17 protein-coding genes are annotated in these 17,406 nt (G+C 70.2%); 12 read left to right on the top strand and 5 right to left on the bottom strand.

What is annotated here, in order from left to right; translation table 11 throughout:
• Positions 1–7: 7 nt before the first annotated feature.
• A complete protein-coding gene (locus AC3ERS_RS00540; protein ID WP_431962292.1) occupies positions 8–508 on the top strand; it encodes a CGNR zinc finger domain-containing protein in 501 nt (166 codons plus the stop codon).
• 43 nt (positions 509–551) lie between these two features.
• Here the strand turns inward: AC3ERS_RS00540 and AC3ERS_RS00545 are convergent, their stop codons facing one another.
• Entirely contained in the window at positions 552–980 is a 429-nt protein-coding gene (locus AC3ERS_RS00545) for a hypothetical protein (RefSeq protein WP_431962294.1), read from the bottom strand.
• 355 nt (positions 981–1,335) lie between these two features.
• On the bottom strand, positions 1,336–1,992 hold the full coding sequence (locus AC3ERS_RS00550) for a TetR/AcrR family transcriptional regulator (protein WP_431962296.1): 657 nt from the start codon (positions 1,990–1,992) through the stop codon (positions 1,336–1,338).
• Between the two features lie 101 nt (positions 1,993–2,093).
• Between AC3ERS_RS00550 and AC3ERS_RS00555 the strand changes: the two genes are divergently transcribed.
• From AC3ERS_RS00555 to AC3ERS_RS00570, 4 genes are all read left to right on the top strand, one after another.
• Positions 2,094–3,563 carry a cytochrome P450 gene (locus tag AC3ERS_RS00555; RefSeq protein ID WP_431962298.1) on the top strand — a complete coding sequence of 490 codons (1,470 nt, stop codon included), beginning with the start codon at positions 2,094–2,096 and terminating at the stop codon, positions 3,561–3,563.
• Positions 3,560–3,754 carry a ferredoxin gene (locus AC3ERS_RS00560; RefSeq protein ID WP_431962300.1) on the top strand — a complete coding sequence of 65 codons (195 nt, stop codon included), beginning with the start codon at positions 3,560–3,562 and terminating at the stop codon, positions 3,752–3,754. Before AC3ERS_RS00555 ends, AC3ERS_RS00560 begins: the two co-directional genes overlap by 4 nt.
• 66 nt (positions 3,755–3,820) lie before the next feature.
• Positions 3,821–5,242, top strand: coding sequence for a DUF1254 domain-containing protein (locus tag AC3ERS_RS00565; RefSeq protein WP_431962302.1), 1,422 nt, complete (start codon positions 3,821–3,823; stop codon positions 5,240–5,242).
• Positions 5,243–5,325: 83 nt separating this feature from the next.
• On the top strand, positions 5,326–6,444 hold the full coding sequence (locus AC3ERS_RS00570; RefSeq protein WP_431962304.1) for an acyl-CoA dehydrogenase family protein: 1,119 nt from the start codon (positions 5,326–5,328) through the stop codon (positions 6,442–6,444).
• A 27-nt stretch (positions 6,445–6,471) separates the two neighbouring features.
• On the opposite strand, the gene AC3ERS_RS00575 is transcribed toward AC3ERS_RS00570, so the two are convergent.
• Positions 6,472–8,313: an alkyl/aryl-sulfatase gene (locus AC3ERS_RS00575; protein WP_431963538.1), complete on the bottom strand. Its 1,842-nt coding sequence runs from the start codon at positions 8,311–8,313 to the stop codon at positions 6,472–6,474.
• A 377-nt stretch (positions 8,314–8,690) separates the two neighbouring features.
• On the opposite strand from AC3ERS_RS00575, the gene AC3ERS_RS00580 reads away from it, so the two are divergent.
• Together AC3ERS_RS00580 and AC3ERS_RS00585 are read left to right on the top strand one after the other, a co-directional pair.
• On the top strand, positions 8,691–9,308 hold the full coding sequence (locus AC3ERS_RS00580) for a TetR/AcrR family transcriptional regulator (RefSeq protein WP_431962306.1): 618 nt from the start codon (positions 8,691–8,693) through the stop codon (positions 9,306–9,308).
• 76 nt (positions 9,309–9,384) lie between these two features.
• Positions 9,385–9,891, top strand: coding sequence for an Rv3235 family protein (locus AC3ERS_RS00585; protein ID WP_431962308.1), 507 nt, complete (start codon positions 9,385–9,387; stop codon positions 9,889–9,891).
• A gap of 13 nt (positions 9,892–9,904) precedes the next feature.
• Here the strand turns inward: AC3ERS_RS00585 and AC3ERS_RS00590 are convergent, their stop codons facing one another.
• Entirely contained in the window at positions 9,905–10,924 is a 1,020-nt protein-coding gene (locus tag AC3ERS_RS00590) for a 1-aminocyclopropane-1-carboxylate deaminase/D-cysteine desulfhydrase (protein WP_431962310.1), read from the bottom strand.
• 124 nt (positions 10,925–11,048) lie between these two features.
• Between AC3ERS_RS00590 and AC3ERS_RS00595 the strand changes: the two genes are divergently transcribed.
• Entirely contained in the window at positions 11,049–12,365 is a 1,317-nt protein-coding gene (locus tag AC3ERS_RS00595) for a hypothetical protein (protein WP_431962312.1), read from the top strand.
• A 10-nt stretch (positions 12,366–12,375) separates the two neighbouring features.
• Positions 12,376–13,215, top strand: a complete 840-nt coding sequence (locus AC3ERS_RS00600) for a DUF72 domain-containing protein (protein ID WP_431962314.1) — start codon at positions 12,376–12,378, stop codon at positions 13,213–13,215.
• A gap of 31 nt (positions 13,216–13,246) precedes the next feature.
• Here the strand turns inward: AC3ERS_RS00600 and AC3ERS_RS00605 are convergent, their stop codons facing one another.
• Entirely contained in the window at positions 13,247–13,885 is a 639-nt protein-coding gene (locus AC3ERS_RS00605) for a TetR/AcrR family transcriptional regulator (protein ID WP_431962316.1), read from the bottom strand.
• A gap of 324 nt (positions 13,886–14,209) precedes the next feature.
• On the opposite strand from AC3ERS_RS00605, the gene AC3ERS_RS00610 reads away from it, so the two are divergent.
• From AC3ERS_RS00610 to AC3ERS_RS00620, 3 genes are all read left to right on the top strand, one after another.
• Positions 14,210–14,902 (top strand): DUF8176 domain-containing protein, encoded by a 693-nt coding sequence (locus tag AC3ERS_RS00610; protein ID WP_431962318.1) that lies wholly within the window; start codon positions 14,210–14,212, stop codon positions 14,900–14,902.
• Between the two features lie 149 nt (positions 14,903–15,051).
• A complete protein-coding gene (locus tag AC3ERS_RS00615; protein ID WP_431962320.1) occupies positions 15,052–15,690 on the top strand; it encodes a TetR/AcrR family transcriptional regulator in 639 nt (212 codons plus the stop codon).
• A gap of 2 nt (positions 15,691–15,692) precedes the next feature.
• Positions 15,693–17,378: an FAD-binding dehydrogenase gene (locus AC3ERS_RS00620; RefSeq protein ID WP_431962322.1), complete on the top strand. Its 1,686-nt coding sequence runs from the start codon at positions 15,693–15,695 to the stop codon at positions 17,376–17,378.
• Positions 17,379–17,406: the final 28 nt, after the last annotated feature.

Raw genomic sequence — 17,406 nt, forward strand, 5'->3', positions numbered from 1 at the left:
TGGCTTTGTGCATTTCAACCCTTACGGCGGCACGGCCGCCGAGCTGGCCGCACGCCTGGTGAACGCCGACCCGGACGCGGACCTGCTCGCGGTGCTGGACGCGGCGGGATACAAGCCGCTGGGGTCGCTCGACGCGCGGCAGACCGCCGAATTGCGCCGCTGGATCGCGCGGCTCGGCGAGGTCTTCGACGCGCCCTCGGTACCGCAGCTCAACGCGTTGCTGGCGGAAACGACCAGTCGCCCATACATTTCGACGCACGACGGCCGCGCGCCGCATCTGCACTACGCCCATGAGGACGCGCCGACCGACGAGCGGGTGAAGGCCTACACGGCCGCCGGGCTCGCGGCCCTGTTCTGCGAAGACCCCGACCGCATCGGCCGCTGCGCGCGGCCGGGCTGCGCGCAGGTGTTCGTGGACACCTCACGCAACGGGCGGCGTCGCTTCTGCTCGACTCGCTGCTCGAATCGAGTGCACGTGGCCGACCACCGTATGCGGCGCTCGGCGTGAGCAGGCCGATTCGCGCGACCGGATGCCGCGCGCGTCGTTGGGCTCAGTTGGTGACAACGGGTCCGTGCAGCCGGAAGTGCGGATGCTCCTCGGCGCGCATCCAGCGCCCGTAGGTCGCCTGGCCCGTGTCGTCGTCGCGCTGGATCGGGCTGACCCAGGTGCGGCGCGGAATCTGGCCGCCGCTGCGCGGGCCGTGCGCGACCAGCGGGACCTGCCTGGCCACCAGGTAGTAGTCCTCGTCGGAGTGGGTCTCCGGGAGGTATTCGCACAGTTGCTCGGCGGCGTCGCCGAGATCGGCGCCCGCCACCACGCCGTGGCGCGGACTGGGCCCGTCGGCCTCGACGACGACGGCCGAGACCGTCCACATGCGATTGCCCGGCAAACGGGCAGCGGGCCCGTCCGGGTCGGTGGCGGTGCGATGACGCGGTTCGGTGGTGTCTGCCGCCTCGGCCGCGTACGCGCTCTCGATCATCCTGCACCTCCGGGTGTGGGCCGCGGGTCGGCCGGACCGAAAGGGCTGTAATCGATCATCTTGCCTCCCAACGTAATCAGAAGAGAACAGCCGGTCATAGGTCGGGACATCTTGTGTCCGGGGTCAATTCGGCAATTCGGAGGAGAACTGACCTACAAAACAGTGTATAGCCCCCGCGCGGACGCCGTGGCCGAACCGTCCGGTTGACGTGGTGAAACACGTTCCCCGGCATGATGATTCAACCGTCGAGCGGCTTTCCGGCGTTACAGGCGGCGGGGGTGCGCCGAATCGGCAAATCGCAGGCAATTGGCGTGTGTGATCGAACGTGTTCGGTTCTCCGCGCGTTCGTGCGCGATTACGCGGTGCCGTTGAGCCGCCCGGCCACCGCGGGCAGTCGATCGATCATCGCGATGGTGAAATCCGCGAGCAGATCGATCAGGCCGTCTCGGTCGACGTCCAGTCCGCCGTCCAGCCAGACGAGCACCAGTTCGGCGGCTCCGCCGGTGATGAGCTGGGAGGTCGCCGCGACCGCGGCGTCCTGACCCTCGGGCAGGTCGAGGACGATGCGGGTTTGCTCGATGATCGTCGCGGCGACGCTGCGCATGCCCGCGAAACGGGTGCGCATCAGCACCTCGTCGCCGTAGGCCTGCGCGAAGACGATCTTGGCCCGGCGCGGGTCGTCGGTGAGTTCGGTGATCAGCGCGGCCACCCCGGCGCGGATGCGCCGCGCGGGCGCGCCCTCGGTCTCGGCGATGGCCGTGCGGGCCCGGTCGAGCGCCGAACGCTGCACTGCGAGCAGCAGTTCGGAGGCCAGCGCGCCCAGGTCGGGGAACGCCTCGTAGAAGAACCGGGGGCCGACTTTGGCCTGTTCGCAGACCCCGCGCACGGTCAGCGCCGCGAGGCCCTGGGTGCCGACGATGGCGAGCGCGGCGTCGAGCAGGCGCCTGCGCCGATCCTCGCGGCGCTCGGCGCTGGACACCCCGCGATAGGTGCCGGTGAATGCTCGGGTCACCCGGCCAGCTTGGCACAGCACAAGTTGGGAAACAAACGTATACGGAAACGTACGTTTCCTATATGGTCGATGCATCGCAGCGTCGCGAAGGGAATGGGACCATGAGTCTTCTCGTGCCACAACGAGTCAGTGCGGTGTCCGACGGGGCCCGGCAGCTGCGGACCCAGCTGTCGTGGCGGGTCCAGCGGGTCGGCGTCCGTTTCGTGCAGCACTATCCGACCAGGGTGCGGACGCTGGCCGAACCGCCCGCGGGCAGCGGGCTGCGGCCGACTCTCGGCGACTTCGGACCGCCCGGCATCGGATACACGCTGCACACCCTCGCGGACCCGATCGAGTTCGCGCGCAAGCGTTTCGAACGGTTCGGCCCGGTGCAGTGGATGGGCGTCCTCGGCAGGCCGGTGGTGACCGTCGGAAGCCCGGAGGCGTTCGAGGTCGTCATGCTGGACCGGGACAAGGTCTTCTCTGCGCAACGCGGCTGGGAGTTCCTCATCGGCCCGTTCTTCCGCGGCGGGCTGCTGCTGCGCGATTTCGACGAGCACATGTTCCATCGCCGGATCATGCAGCAGGCCTTCACCCGGCCACGCCTGGTCGGCTACCTCGACCTGACCACGCCGCTGCTGCGCGCAGGCATCGAGAAGTGGCGTCCGGCCCCGGATTTCCCGGTCTACAGCGCCATCAAGAAGCTGCTGCTGCAACAGGCCACCGAGGTGTTCGCGGGCGCCGCGCTCGGTGCGGAGGGCGACCGGCTCGAGCGCGCCTTCGAGGACGCGGTGCACGGCGGGAAGGCGCTGGTGCGCGCCAACCTGCCCGGCGGTGTGTGGGCGCGCGGGCTGCGCGGGCGCCGGGTGCTCGAGGAGTACTTCCGCCGCGAGCTCCCGGTCAAGCGCGCGGGCGAGGGCAACGACCTGTTCAGCGTGCTGTGCCGGGCCAGCACCGTCGAGGGCCACGCCTTCACCGACGAGGAGGTCGTCCAGCACATGATCTTCGTGATGATGGCCGCCCACGACACCAGCACCATCGCCTCCGCCATGCTCGTCCACGAACTGGGCAGGCATCCCGAGTGGCAGGACCGGCTGCGGGCGGAATCCCGTGCGCTGGGCAAGGTTTCGCTCGGCTACGACGATCTGGATCGGCTGCCCGCGCTGGACATGGCGTTCAAGGAGGCGCTGCGGATGTACGCGCCGGTCGCCCAGCAGGCCCGCGAGACCTTGCGCGACACCGAGATTCTCGGCCACTACGTGCCGCGCGGAACGCTGATCATGTGCGGCCTGTACGCGATGATGCGCACCGACGCATTCTGGCGCGACGCGCACGCGTTCGATCCCGAGCGGTTCGCGCCGGAGCGCCGCGAGGACAAGGCGCACCGCTTCGCCTGGTCGCCGTTCGGCGGCGGGGCGCACAAGTGCATCGGACTGTACTTCGGCGGGATGACGGTGAAAGCCGTGCTGCACCAGATGCTGCTCGAGTACCGCTGGACGGTGCCCGCCGGTTACCGGGTGCCGCTGGTGGCGGGGACCGGCCCGACGCCCGCCGACGGATTGCCCGTCCGGCTCGAACGGATCGGGCGGTGAGGCTCGCGGCCGATCGCGGCCGGTGCGAAGGGCACGGCATGTGCGAGGCGCTCGCGCCCGCGCTGTTCCGCGTCGGCGCGGACGGTGTCGTCGCGCCGCTGGTCGACTCGGTGTCCCCGGCGGACGCCGAGGTGGTGGCGCTGGCCGTCGACAGCTGTCCCGTCCAGGCGTTACGGTGGGCAGAGGATTGATTGTGATCGACGAACAAGTGGCTGAACTCGCGAAACCGTCCCTCGGAGGTCCGTACGAGGAGGCTCATGAGCGAGCCGGATGAAGCTGCGTCGTCGAGTGCCGGACGCGTGATCACGCGCCGCACGATGCTCGGCTGGGCGACCACGACCGCCCTCGTCCTTGCCGCGTGCGGCCGCGACGACGAGGGTGCCGCCGCCACGAGCGAAGCCGCCGTCATCGCGGAAGACGCCTACGCCTTCGGCTATCCGCTGGTGCTGATGCACGAGACGCGGGATGCGGCGCTGAAGAGCACACCGGTCAACCACTTCCAGCACTCCGACGCGCTGCCGACGCCGGAGCGGCGCGACATAGTGCGGTTGAACGTGGACACCCTGTACTCCAGCGCCTGGCTCGATCTCTCCCGCGGTCCCATGACGTTGCAGGTCCCGGCGGTGAACCCGGGCCGCTTCTGGCTGATGCAGGTCATGGACGCGTGGACCAACACCGTCCACAATCCGAGCAGCGTGCGCCCGCAGGTGCGGCCGGGGGCGCGCACGCCGCCGTTCAGCTACGTGATCACCGGCCCGAACTGGTCCGGCGCGCTGCCCGAGGAGTTGACCCCGCTGCCGATGCCGACGCCCACCGTGTGGGTACTCGGCCGCATCCAGGTCGACGGCGTCGACGACATCCCCGCCGTGCGCGCGATCCAGCGGGATTTGCGGCTGGCCTCGCTGGACGACTGGGTCGCGGGGCGGCCCGTGCCCGTCGAGCCGATCCGGCCCGCACCGTCGCGGCCGCCCGCCGAGCAAGTCACCGAGATGGACGCCAGGAAGTTCTACGACCGGCTCTGCACGCTGATGGACACCGATCCGCCCGCGCTCGCCGACGCACCGGCGATGGCGCGGTTCGCCGAGATCGGGATCGAGCCGGGCGGCCGGGTGACGGGACTCTCGGACGCGGCCCTCACGACCGCGGCCACCGATGCGAAACGGACGATCGGCGTCTATGTCGACCCGCAGACCCGGTTGGACAACGGCTGGACCTTCGATCCGACAGCGGGCGAGTACGGCACCGACTACCTGCACCGTGCCGCGACGGCGGACAAGGGGCTGGGCTCCAACCTGGCCGAGGACGCGATCTATCCCACCTTCTTCGAAACGGCGGACACCGACGGCACGCCCAAGCGGTTCCGGCTGCGTTTCGCGCCGGGACAGACCCCGCCCGTCGACGCGTTCTGGTCGCTCACCGCGTACGGTGCGGACGGCTTCCTGGTGCCCAATCCGGCGGGCATCTATGCGGTCGGCCATCAGGAGCCGGTCGTGCCGGGACCGGACGGCGCGGTCGAGCTGGCGATTCAGCACCGGAATCCGGGACCCGCGGTGCGACAGGGCAATTGGCTGCCCATCCCGGCGGACGGCGAGTTCTCGCTCATCATGCGGCTGTACGCGCCGCGGCCCGAGGCGATCGACGGTCGCTGGCAGCTGCCCGCCGTCACGACTGCCACGTGAGCGGAGACCGCTTCGCGCTGCATACCGTCCGGGCTGCGTAGGCTGGTCGAGACCCGCCCGCCGATCCGCGACCGGAGCGCCTCGTGACCGATCCCAGTCCCTTCCCGTTGCGTGCGAGCGAGCGTGCGGCGCTCGACCGAGTCACCGAGCTGGCCGCCGAATTCGCCGCCGTCGCAGCCGATTACGACGAACGCGCGGAGATCGCGGTCGCGCATCTCACGGCGTTGCACGAGGCCGGGGTCGATCGCGCGGCGCTGCCGGAGTGGGTCGGCGGGACGGGACTGAGCTACCGGGCGTTCGGGCAGCTGGTGCGCACGCTGGCGAAGGCCGACCCCTCCACCGCGACCATCTGGACCATGCACGCGGGCGCGGGCGTGGCGCTGGCCGAGATCACCGCGGACACGCTGGGCTCGTTCTTCGCCGAGGAGTTCCTGGCGGGCAAGCGATTCGCGAACGCGCTCTCCGAACCCGCCAGCGGCAACCGGTTCCTCCAGCCGCAACAGGAGGCCGTGCCCGCGCCGGGCGGTTGGGAACTGACCGGCGCCAAGCGCTTCGTCTCCGGCGCGGAGATCGCCGACTATCTGCTGGTCAACGCCCTGGTCGACGGAGCGCCGACGTTCTTCGGCCTGGCTCCGGACGCCACGGTGTCGATCATCCCGATCTGGGACACCCTCGGGCTGCGCGCCACCCGCAGCCAGCTGCTGTCCTTCGAGCGGACCGTGCTGCGCGCCGAATACCGCGGCCGTCGGCCCGACGCCGGTGATTTCGCGGTGATCCCCGCCGGGCTGCCCGCCCTCTCGCTCGGCATCGCCGACGCGGCGCTGGACGCCTTGGTCGAGCACGCCAGGTCGCGGGTGATTCTCGGCGCGCCGCTGTCGCACCAGCAGTGGGTGCAGCACGAGGCCGCCGACGCGCAGACCAGGCTGGCCGCGGCGCACGCGCTGTACGAGCAGGCACTGTGGCAGGCGGACAACGGGATTCCGGCCTTCCTGCCGACGCTGGGGCGGGCCAAGTACCTCGCCAACAAGGTGGCTGTCGACGTCGCGCAGCTCGGCGTCCGGGTCGGCGGCGCGTCCGGATATCTCAAGCGCTCGCCCATTCAGCGGCATCTGCGCGACGCCGAGGCGGGTCAGCTCATGGCGTACTCGACCGAGGTGCTGGCCGGCGTCATCGGCAAGGAAGTACTCGGCGTCACCGACTGATCCGCCTGCGCCCCCACCGGATTCGCGTCACGGGGTGACGATGGCGAAGCCGGGATCCGGCTTGTCGAACAGTCCGGGCAGCTGCGCGAGCGCCGCCGCGTTGCCCTCGATACCGATCTCGCCGTCGCGCACCGCCGCCCGCAGATCGCCGCCCGCCACGAACGCCCGCAGCAGCGCGGGGCGGGTGAGCGTGATGGTGGCGTCCGGCGCGGGCAGCCCGTCGTCGGGGCGCCGGTCGTAGTGCACGAGCACCCCGTTGCGCAGTTCGGAGCGGTGCGTGCGATCGCCCTCGTCGCGGAAACGCCAGTCGATGACCAGCCGGGTGTCCCACGCCTTCGGCCCGTCCAGGCGCAGCGACATCGCGTCGAACGCCTGCTCCACGCTGAGCGCGCTCAGCAGGCCCGCGGAATTCGCTTGGGTGGGCGTGCCGAACGGGCCGTTGCGCAGTTCGTGCGCGCCGCTGAGGAAGAAATTGCGCCAGGTGGCGTTCTCGGATCCGTACGCGAGCTGTTCGAAAGCGCTGGCCTGCAAGTGTTTCGCGGTCGTGTCGGCCGGGTCGGCGAAGAGGGCGTAGTCGAGCAGTTGCACCGCCCAGCGATAGTCGCCCGCATCGTAGGCCCGCTGCGCCTTCTTCAGCACTTCCTTCGCGCCGCCCATCGCCTCGACGTGGCGCTCGGCGGACTCGACCGGCGGATGCTGCCACAGGTGCGCGGGATTGCCGTCGAACCAGCCCATGTACCGCTGGTAGATGGCTTTGACGTTGTGGCTGACCGAGCCGTAGTAGCCGTGCGTCGACCAGGATTTCGTCAGGCCGGGGGGCAGCTGCATCATCTCGGCGATCTCGGCCCCGACGTAGCCCTTGTTCAGCAGCCGCAGCGTCTGATCGTTGAGGTAGCCGTACAGATCGCGTTGCACCGAAAGGAATTCGACGATCCGGTCGGTGCCCCAGACCGGCCAGTGGTGGGAAGAGAACACCACATCGCTGGCGCGGCCGTAGCGATTGATCGATTCGGTGAGGTACTTCGACCATACGTGCGGATCCCGGACAAGGGCCCCGCGCAGCGTCACGATGTTGTGCATGGTGTGCGTGGCGTTCTCGGCCATGCACAGCGCCCTGCGGCCGGGGAAGTAGAAGTTCATCTCCGAGGGCGCCTCGGTGCCCGGCGTCAGCTGGAAGACCATGCGGACACCGTCGATCGTCTCCTCCTGATCGGTGCGGACGATGTCGACGGTGGGCGTGATCAGGGTGACGGTGCCGAGCGAGGTGGTCTGGCCGAGCCCGGCGCCGATCTGCCCCTTCGGGCCGCGCGGCAGGGCGGCGCCGTACATGTACGCCGCGCGGCGCGCCATCGCCGTTCCGGCGTAGATGTTCTCGGCGACAGCGTGTTCCAGGAAGCCGACGGGCGCGAGCACCGGGCAGCGGCCCGCGGCGACGTCCTGTTCGGTCGTCACGCCGAGCGCCCCGCCGAAGTGGTCGACGTGGGAGTGGCTGTAGATCAACCCGGTGACGGGGCGGTTCCCGCGGTGCGCGCGGTAGAGCGCCAGCCCGGCGGCCGCGGTCTCGGCCGAGATCAGCGGGTCGATCACGATGACGCCCGTGTCGCCCTCGACCAGCGTCATGTTCGACAGGTCGAGGCCGCGGATCTGGTAGAAGCCCGGCGCGATCTCGTACAGCCCCTGCTTCACGGTGAGCTGGGCTTGCCGCCACAAGCTCGGATGCGCGGACTGCGGGCAGGGTTCGCGCAGGAAACCATAGGAGTCGTCGTCCCACACCACCTTTCCCTGAGCGTCGGTGACGACGCCCGGGTCGAGCGCCGCGCGGAAGCCGCGGTCGGCGTCGGCGAAGTCGGCGGTGTCGGAGAAGGGCATGGTTTCGGCGGCCTGCCGGTTCGCGGCCAGGATGTGGTCGCTGGGGTCGGTCGGTGTGGCCGAGGGGCGCACCGGGTCGTCGTCCGCGCAGCCGCCGAGGCCGACGCCGACCCCGGCGGCGGCGAGCGCCGCGGCGCCGACGCCGAAGACGCCGCGCCGGGACACCCGCCGGGCCGCGGTCTCCTCGTTCTCCCGCTCGACCATGCACGCTCCTCGCTCGTCCCGTCGGCATGTGCCCGACAGCCGCCGTCCGTCGGCGTTCGGTCGACCATACGCACTATTACAGTGATACTGCAATAGTGATCTCGCCGCCGACTGCCGCCGACACCTTCCTGCCCGGTCGCCGCCGCAAGGGCGATCTGTGATCGGATGCGGTCATGGGTGAGGGCACAACCGGCGCGCGACGGCGCCGCAATCCGGAGCAGACCCGGGGCGCGATCATCGACGCCCTGCTGGCCGCAGTGAAAGAGGGCGTCTTCGCGCCGACGGCCAAGGACATCGCGCAGCGCGCGGGCGCCTCCGAGCGCAGCATCTTCGTCCACTTTCCCGGCATCGACGAGCTGCGCATCGCCGCCGTCGACCGGCAGTCCGAACAGGTCGAGGCCCTGATCCGGACCATCGACCCCGAACTACCGCTGGATACCCGCATCGATCTGGTCGTGGAGCAGAGCGCCGACATCTTCGCGCTCCAGCGCAACCCGCGGGTGCTCGGCCTGCTGGAATCGCACAGCCTGCCCGCGCTCGACGCGCGAATGCGACTGACCGACAGGCGTATTCGCGCCGCGCTCGCGCAGGCCTTCCGCGCCGAGCTGACCCGGTCCGGCGAACCCGACGAGCAGCTGCTCGACACGATCGACGCCACCGTCGGCTGGCCGTTCCGGCATCACCTGGTGGAACGGCGCGGACTCTCCCGCGCGGCCGCGTCCGCCGCCGTTCGGCGCGCCCTCGCGGCGCTGCTGCACGCGGACCATCCTGGGCGGTCCGATTTCGGGTAGTCCACTACTCAAGCGATCGCGGCTCGGGTGAGCAGAATCGGCGAGTGACAAGCTGTCCGAGATCAGGGGGTGCCGGATGTCCGACGATCACCAGGCGTTGTCGCCTGCTCCGCACAACGAGCCGCCGCTGCGCGGCTTCCACGCGCCGCCGCGACCCCGGTCGTGCCGGGTGCGCCCGCGCGGCGCGACGCCCGCGGTCGCCGGGGCGGGAGTGCAGCGTGCCGTCCGCGAGTCGCACGCGGCGGACCGGGACGAAATGGTCGTCTCGGCACGAAAGTTCGCCGAGCGCGCGTTGCGCATGACCCTGGAGGTGCTCGATCAGCGCAGGCCGATCGGCCAGCTGGCGTCCGTCGCGGACGGCGCGGTGGTGTCGGCGGTGCGCACCCTGATCGCCGGGGAGCTCGCGCCGGGACGCGGTTTGGGCGTCGCCGTCTTGGCGCGCGTCGCCGTGACGCCGGTCGACGCGCGCACCGCCGAAGTCTTCGCCGGGTACGACCGCGGGCAGCGGCGCTTCGCGCTGGCCGGGCGCATCGTCCACAGCCGCGCCTCGGGGTGGCGGGTGACCGCGCTGCGCGTCCGGTGAACCGGCGGGATGCTCAGCGGGGACCGTTGGTGTTCAGGAACAGCACCGGACCCGCGCCGAAACCGCCGTCGGCATTGCGGGCGAGCAGCGCGGCGAGCGCCTTCGCGGTGTACACCGGCTCGAGGTCGAGTCCCTCGTTGTCGTGGGCGATCGCGGCGGCTTCGGCGGCCGCGGGGATCGGATGGCCGTAGCCGGGGCCGAGCCAGTCCTTGGTGAGCTCGAGATCGTCCGCCGAGATCGCGGGCGCGTCGAATCGGGCGCCGCGCTCGCGCAGCAGGGCGATGGTGCGGTCGGCCAAGCCGAGCAGCGCGGGTGCGTCGAGGCGCAGCGTGTCGTTGACGACGACGCCGAACACGCGGGTGCGCAGCCCCGCCAGCCGCAGGCCGACAACCAGCCCGGCCGCCGTCCCGCCGGAGCCGATCGCGGTGACGACGTGCGAAGGTTCGGGCAGGATGCCCGCGCGGACCTGGGCGGCGATCTCCAATCCCGCCTCGACGTAACCGAGTACGCCGAGCGGCGCGGAGCCGCCTGCGGGCAGGTAGTACGGCGCAGCGCCCGGTCGCCAGTGCTTGGCGTACAGCAGCGGAGCGGTGAGGACGGTCCGCGATTTCGTGTGCGTGCGGTGGATTTCCGCGCCGGAGGCCGCAAGCCGGACCAGCTGTGCCCGCACGTGCTCGTCGACCGGTTGATCGATGAGTGCGAGCACTGTGTGCAGTCCGAGGTCACGCCCGTACAGCGCGGCGGCCAGACCCCAGTTGGTGCCGATGCCGCCCACTGTGAGCAAGGTGCGGCGACCGGTGCGAATCGCCTCGGGTAGCAGCCATTCCAGCTTGCGCACCTTGTTGCCGCCCCAGCCGCCGTCGCCGTAGTCGCTCTCGTCCTTCAGCCAGACCGGAGCGACGCCGGTCGTCAGCCCGGGCAGCGGCCGGACCGGTGTCGGCGCGGCGCCGAGCCGGTGGAAAGGAAGGTTGTCCCCGACCTCGGGAAGGCGCGCGTGCAGCAGCGAGGATGTTGGTCGATTGTCCAGTTTCATGGCGTATTCAGCCTACGACGCGGTGGCCGTCGGTGCGGGTCGAATCGCGCCGCTCGGTCCACTCAGTGACACGCATACGCCGGTAATCGACCGTTTGCCCGTTGACTGAACTACCTTTGACCTGGTGCGACACTGCACGGGTGCGGTCGAGCTGATCACGGCGTTCGTCGCCGCCGTGGTGGGTGGACTTGCGCTCACCACACCGATCTCGCTGGCATTGGTGGCGCACGGGACAGCGACGGTGCAGATGCAGCTGCTGGCGCACAACATGCCGAGGGCGACCGCGATCGGCTTCATCGTCGCCGTGATGGCCGCGGTCTTCACCTACACCGCCGACTCGGCGGTGGTGGCGTGGCTGGTGGCGCTGTTCGGCACGTTCGTGCTACTGACGAATCACATGTTGGGCCGCAGCTTCTCCTCACTGGCCCCGTTGACCACGCTCAACGACATCGATTCGCTGGCGGGCGGGATGCTGCTCGGCGGTTTGATGACGGCGGCGCAGCGGCACATGGTGTACGCGGGCGCGGCCACCCTCGGCGCGCTCACCAGCATCGTCATCGGCGATTTGAGCGTGCCAGGCATCGGTCATCCGGCCGAGCCAGAGGAGCCCGCAGGCTTGGTGACGGACTCGCCGCCGCTGTGGCTGCTCTGGCCGACCGTCGCCCTGGTGCTGATATGCACTCTGCTGCACCGGCACCGGCGCCGCGAATCGGTGATCGCGGTCGAGCTGCCGCTGCGGCCGATCATCGCCGTGTTGCTGACCATGCTCATCACCCTCGGAAGCTCGGAGTGGCTGGTCCGCCGGGGCTCGACGCTGTTCGAGGTGCTGCTCGTCGCCGCCATCACGGTGGTCACGGTGCTGGTCGCGGCGCTGCTGCTGCCCGGCCGCGACGGAGTGATCGTCGTCCTCAGTGCGGCCATCGCGGCGGCCGGTGGCGCGATCCTGATGACCGGTCTGTCGGGGTGGACGGTGCCGTTGCTGATCGGGGCCACGGTGGGCGGCATGATGCTCGGTTTGTACCGCCCGATGCCGATGGCCGGGCTGGCGGCCACCGCGATCCTCAGCGCTTTCGCCACGGCCGCCGCGCGGCCCGAAGGCCTGACGCCCGCGGCAACCATCACCGGCTGTCTGGCGCTGGCGCTGATCACCGGATATTGCTTCGGTACAGCGCAGCCCATCCAGAGCCCGAGCAAGGTGCTCGCCCTCTCGCTGCTGTTCGTGCCCGGCGTGGTCGTCGCGCTCCGTGGCCGCATCTTCGGCGGTGAGCTGGACATCCCGCGCGGCTACGCCAATCCCGACCGGCTGCTCGCCACGGTGCCCGGCCTGACGGCGATCTTGATCACCGGTGGTTGCACGCTCGTGGTGATGCTGCTGTACCGGCTGCGCACCGAGGAGTCCGAGGCGGAGTCCGCCGACGCCGCCCGCCCCGCCGCGCGCTAACGTCGCTGCCATGCGGCTTCACGTGGGATGTGCGATGTGGACGCACGCGGCATGGCAGGAGCGGCAGCTGGGGCCCGCGCAGCGGTTGCGCTGGTACGCCGATCGCTGCACCGCGGTCGAGGGCAACACCACGTTCTACGCGACCCCGGCGCGCCACACCGTCGAATCCTGGGCCGAGCAGACCGCGCCCGACTTCCGTTTCGTGGTGAAGCTGCCCAAGCCGATCACCCATGAGCGCAGACTCGCAGGCGCCGACCGGGAACTGCGTGCCTTCCTCGCGGCGATGGAGCCGCTCGGGCCGCGCCTGCACACGCTCTGGGTGCAGCTGCCCGGCTCGTTCGGCCCGACCGATCTCGGCGCGCTCGCCGCCTTCCTGCGCGAGCTGGCTCCGGCGTACCGGTGCGGCGTCGAGGTCAGGCACCCGGCGTTCTTCGAGGACCATCGCGCGGGCCAGGCGCTGGAGCGCGTGCTCGGCCGCGTCGGCGCGGAGTGGATAACCTTCGACACCACAGTGCTTTTCGACGGCGTCGCGGCGGGCCCCGCGGAGCAGGAGGCACGGTCGAAGAAGCCCCGGGTGCCCCGGCGCACCGCCGCGCTCACCGAACATCCGATCGTGCGATACCACGGTCGCGACGACATCGATCGCACCGTGGCGGGGTGGCGTCCGTGGCTCGACATGGTGACCGCCTGGTTGCGCGAGGGCCGCTCGCCGACGGTATTTCTGCACACCCCGGACAACGCGGGGGCCTTGGACTTGGCCAGACGCTTCCACGACGAGGTTCGCGCCCGGCTCCCGGAACTCGACCCGCTGCCCGAACCGGTGGCGGACGAGCCGATGACGCTGTTCTGAATTCCGCTGCGTCAGCGACTACTTCGCCGCTTCAGGGGATACCGAGCACCGTGGACGCGAAATCCACGAACAGCGGCGCCAATTCGGGCACTCGCGCCGGTCCGTCCGAGACCATCCTGCGGCGGGTCCGCTCGCCGATCGCCTCCGGGATGAGCGCGATCAGCTCGTCCGCCAGCTCCGGCAGGGTGGGATCGGCCGCGCGCGCCTGGTTGTAGAAGACCCGGTAGAGCTCGGCGAAGCGGTCGACGGCGAGGTCGCGGTAGGCCACGGCGGCCTGGTCGACCTTGAACGATTCCACCAGCACGATGAAGGCGAAATCCGGTTCGGCGGCGATCATTTCGCAGTAGGTGTTCACGATCGAGCGGATCTTGATGCGGGCGTCGGCATCTGGAGGGAGCTGGGCCAGTTCCTCCGCGATACGCGTCGCGACGATGTCGATGCCGGTGTGCACGGCCTCGACGAAACACTCCTCCTTGTTGGCGAAATGCTCGTAGAAGGTGCTGCGCGAGACCCTGGCCCGGCCGACGACGTCGGAGAGCGTCGTGGCCGAATAGCCTTTGGCCTGCACGCTTTCCACCATCGCAGCGATGAGCCTGCCCCGCTGCGAGGCGAGGACCGCTTGGCGGGTCGCACGGTGCCGCTCGGCGAATCCGCTTCTCGGCAGCGTCATCGGACGCATGGTCGCCTGCTCTCGGCGCATGTGTGCCTCTCTGTCGAAACGATCGAGATCGGACACGGCCCCGCCGATCGTGTCGCCTCAGCTCCCACCCGGGCGGCGACAGTTCGTGAACCACCTTGTCCGCGACCACCGCCCGTGACCGGCACGCCGTTGCGACGACGCCAACCCCACCGGTGCAGCGAGGGTACCGGAACCGGCACACGGCGTGTGCCGTGTGGTCTTCAGCCCGTCTGCGCCATTCGGCCGTCATTTTCGGCGCATCTGTGCAATCTTGTTATTGCGCAATGGCATTGATACGGAGGGTGCGGCGGAGTCATGGCGTCGAACGCGTTCGATCTCGGCGGCCGCACTGTCGCGCGTCGCGGTGCGCTGCGCCGCGGGCGGGACGCGCCGACGGTGCCGTTGTGGCCAGGCATGATTCCGCCGCAACAGGTCGGGCAGCCGCTACGAGCGCCGAAGCGCCGCAGGCCGCCGCCGCGGCGTGGACGACCGCGAAACCGGCGCCGCCCGTGGCTCTTCGGCGGCGCCACCATCTGCGCGTCGCTCGCGGCGGTGGCGGTGGTGCTGGTGTACGCGGCGGAGGTGACCGAGCCGCGCCAGTCGGCCACGGTCGCCGACCCGGTGCTCGGCGGTGGACCCGGCTGCGAGCCGACCAGATCCGATCAGCTGGTGCGCGGCAACGGCACCGGCTCGCTCGCCAGCGGACCCGACGCGATCCTGGCCTTCCAGCACGCCTACTACGTGACCAAGTCCGGCGCGAAGGCGCGGGCGGTCACCACGCCCGACGCCGCCGTGTCCCGCGTCGACGTCATCGACGCGGGCATCGCCTCGGTCCCCCCTGGCGCGCGGCACTGCGTGCTGGTGCTGCCGCTGCCGGACGGCCGCTTCGACGTCGTGATCACCGAGACCCGCCCGGACGCCGTCGTGCGCACCTACCGGCAGTTCGTGACGGTGACCCCGCGCGGCGACGACGTCCTGATCAGCAAGATCGCCCCGCCGGACCGGTAACTCTCCCTCGGGACTTTCCGCGTCGTTCCCTGTTCTCGCGCGCTCGAGCGCTGATACATTCTCGTATCGAATACACTCCTGTATCGAATACGCTGACGTATCGAACCGCGCATTCGGTATCGAACCGCGCGTCGCCGAGAGGAGTCACCATGGCGTCGTCCCCCGGGGAGACATCGGCGCGTCCGGCCACTCGAAGACGGGTGGCGACCAGGAAACGGCTGCTCACCGCCGCGTACGAGGTCTTCGCCGAGGACGGGTTCGGCCGCGCCACGGTGGAGCGGGTCTGCGAGCGCGCTGGTTTCACCCGTGGCGCGTTCTACTCGAACTTCACCTCGCTCGACGAGCTGTTCCTCGCCATGTGGGAGGAACGCTCGGCGGCGATGCTCGCCGATGTCGGCACTGCTCTCGACGACATCTCGGTCGATGGCGTCGCCGACCTCCGCGACGTGGTGGACCGCCTGCTGCGTGCCGTCCCGCTGGACGATGCGTGGTACCGCATCACGGCGGAGTTCACCAGCCACGCGCTGCGCACACCGGCGCTGCGCCGGGTGATGGCCGCCCGCGAGGACGCGATCGTCGCGGCGCTGATGCCCGCCGTGGTCGGCACGCTCGCCCGGTTCGGGCGCGCCGTGCCCGACCCGGGGGCGCTCGGCCAGGCGATGGTGGCCGTACACGACGGCACCGCGGTGCAGGTGCTGATGGAACCGCGCAGCCGCACCGCCCAGCGGCGGCGCACCGATCTCTTCTGCCACGTCGTGCTGGCCTACAGCACGCCAATCGAAGGATGAACATGACCAATTGCAGTCCCGAATTCGCGCGCGAGGCCGATGTGATCGTGGTCGGCGCGGGCCTGGCCGGCCTGGTCGCCGCCTACGAGCTGGTCAAGGCGGGCCGCAAGGTGCACCTGCTCGACCAGGAGAACCGCAACAACCTCGGCGGGCAGGCCTTCTGGTCACTGGGCGGGCTGTTCTTCGTCGACAGCCCGGAGCAGCGCCGCCTCGGTATCAAGGACTCCTACGAACTGGCGCTGCAGGACTGGCTGGGGTCGGCCGGATTCGACCGCGACGACGAGGACCACTGGGCGCGGCAGTGGGCCGAGGCGTACGTGCGGTTCGCGGCCACCGAGAAGCGGGATTACCTGCACGCCTTGGGTTTGCGGGTGACGCCGCTGGTGGGCTGGGCCGAGCGCGGCGGCGCGCTGGCCGACGGCCACGGCAATTCGGTGCCGCGCTTCCACCTCACCTGGGGCACCGGTCCCGAGGTGGTGCGGGTCTTCCAGGAGCCGGTGCTCGAAGGGGAGCAGCGCGGGCTGGCCGGCTTCAGCTTCCGGCACCGGGTGGACGAGTTGATCGTCGAGGACGGCGCGATGGTCGGCGTGCGCGGCGCGGTCCTGGAGGACACCGACCTGGAGCGGGGTAAGGCATCCTCGCGAACGGAGGTGGGGGAGTTCGAGTTCCGCGCGAAGGCCGTCGTGGTCACCTCCGGCGGTATCGGCCACAACCACGAGATGATCCGGCGCAACTGGCCCACCGAGCGGCTCGGTCCCTGCCCGGAGACGCTCATCTCCGGCGTCCCCGCGCACGTCGACGGTCGCATGCTCGCCATCTCGGAGACCGCGGGCGGCGCGATCGTCAACCGGGATCGCATGTGGCACTACACCGAAGGCATCAACAACTGGGATCCGATCTGGCCGGACCACGCCATCCGGATCATCCCAGGTCCGTCCTCGCTGTGGTTCGACGCCAACGGAAAGCGTTTGCCCGCACCGTGTTTCCCCGGATTCGACACCAACTCCACGATGAAGGAGATCCTGGCCACCGGTTACGACTACTCCTGGTTCGTGCTGACCCAGTCGATCATCGAGAAGGAGTTCGCGCTGTCGGGTTCCGAGCAGAACCCCGACATCACGGGCAAGGATCTCAAGCTCACCCTCAAGAGCCGGGTGGCCAAGGGCGCGCCGGGCCCGGTGGAGGCGTTCAAGCAGCACGGCGTCGATTTCGTCGTCGCCGACACGCTGCGCGAGCTGGTCGACGGCATGAACAAGATCGCGCGCGGACCCCAGCTGGACTACGACGACCTGGAGCGTCAGATCGTCGCGCGCGATCGCGAGATCGGCAACAAGTACGGCAAGGACGCCCAGCTGATGGCGATCACCAACGCCCGCAAGTACTTCGGGGACAAGGCGGGCCGCGTCGCCAAGCCGCACCGCATCCTCGATCCCAAGGCGGGCCCGCTGATCGCGGTGCGGTTGAACATCCTGACCCGCAAGACGCTCGGCGGCTTGCAGACCGACCTCGACTCCCAGGTGATTCGGCCGGACGGCGCCCCGCTGCCCGGCCTCTACGCCGCAGGCGAGGTCGCGGGCTTCGGCGGCGGCGGCGTGCACGGCTACAACGCGCTGGAAGGCACCTTCCTCGGCGGCTGCATCTTCTCCGGTCGCGCCGCTGGCCGGGCGTTGGCGAAGAAGCTCGCCTGACGCCCGGCGGCGACCCGGTCACCGGTGC

It is taken from the genome of Nocardia sp. bgisy134 (assembly GCF_057708325.1).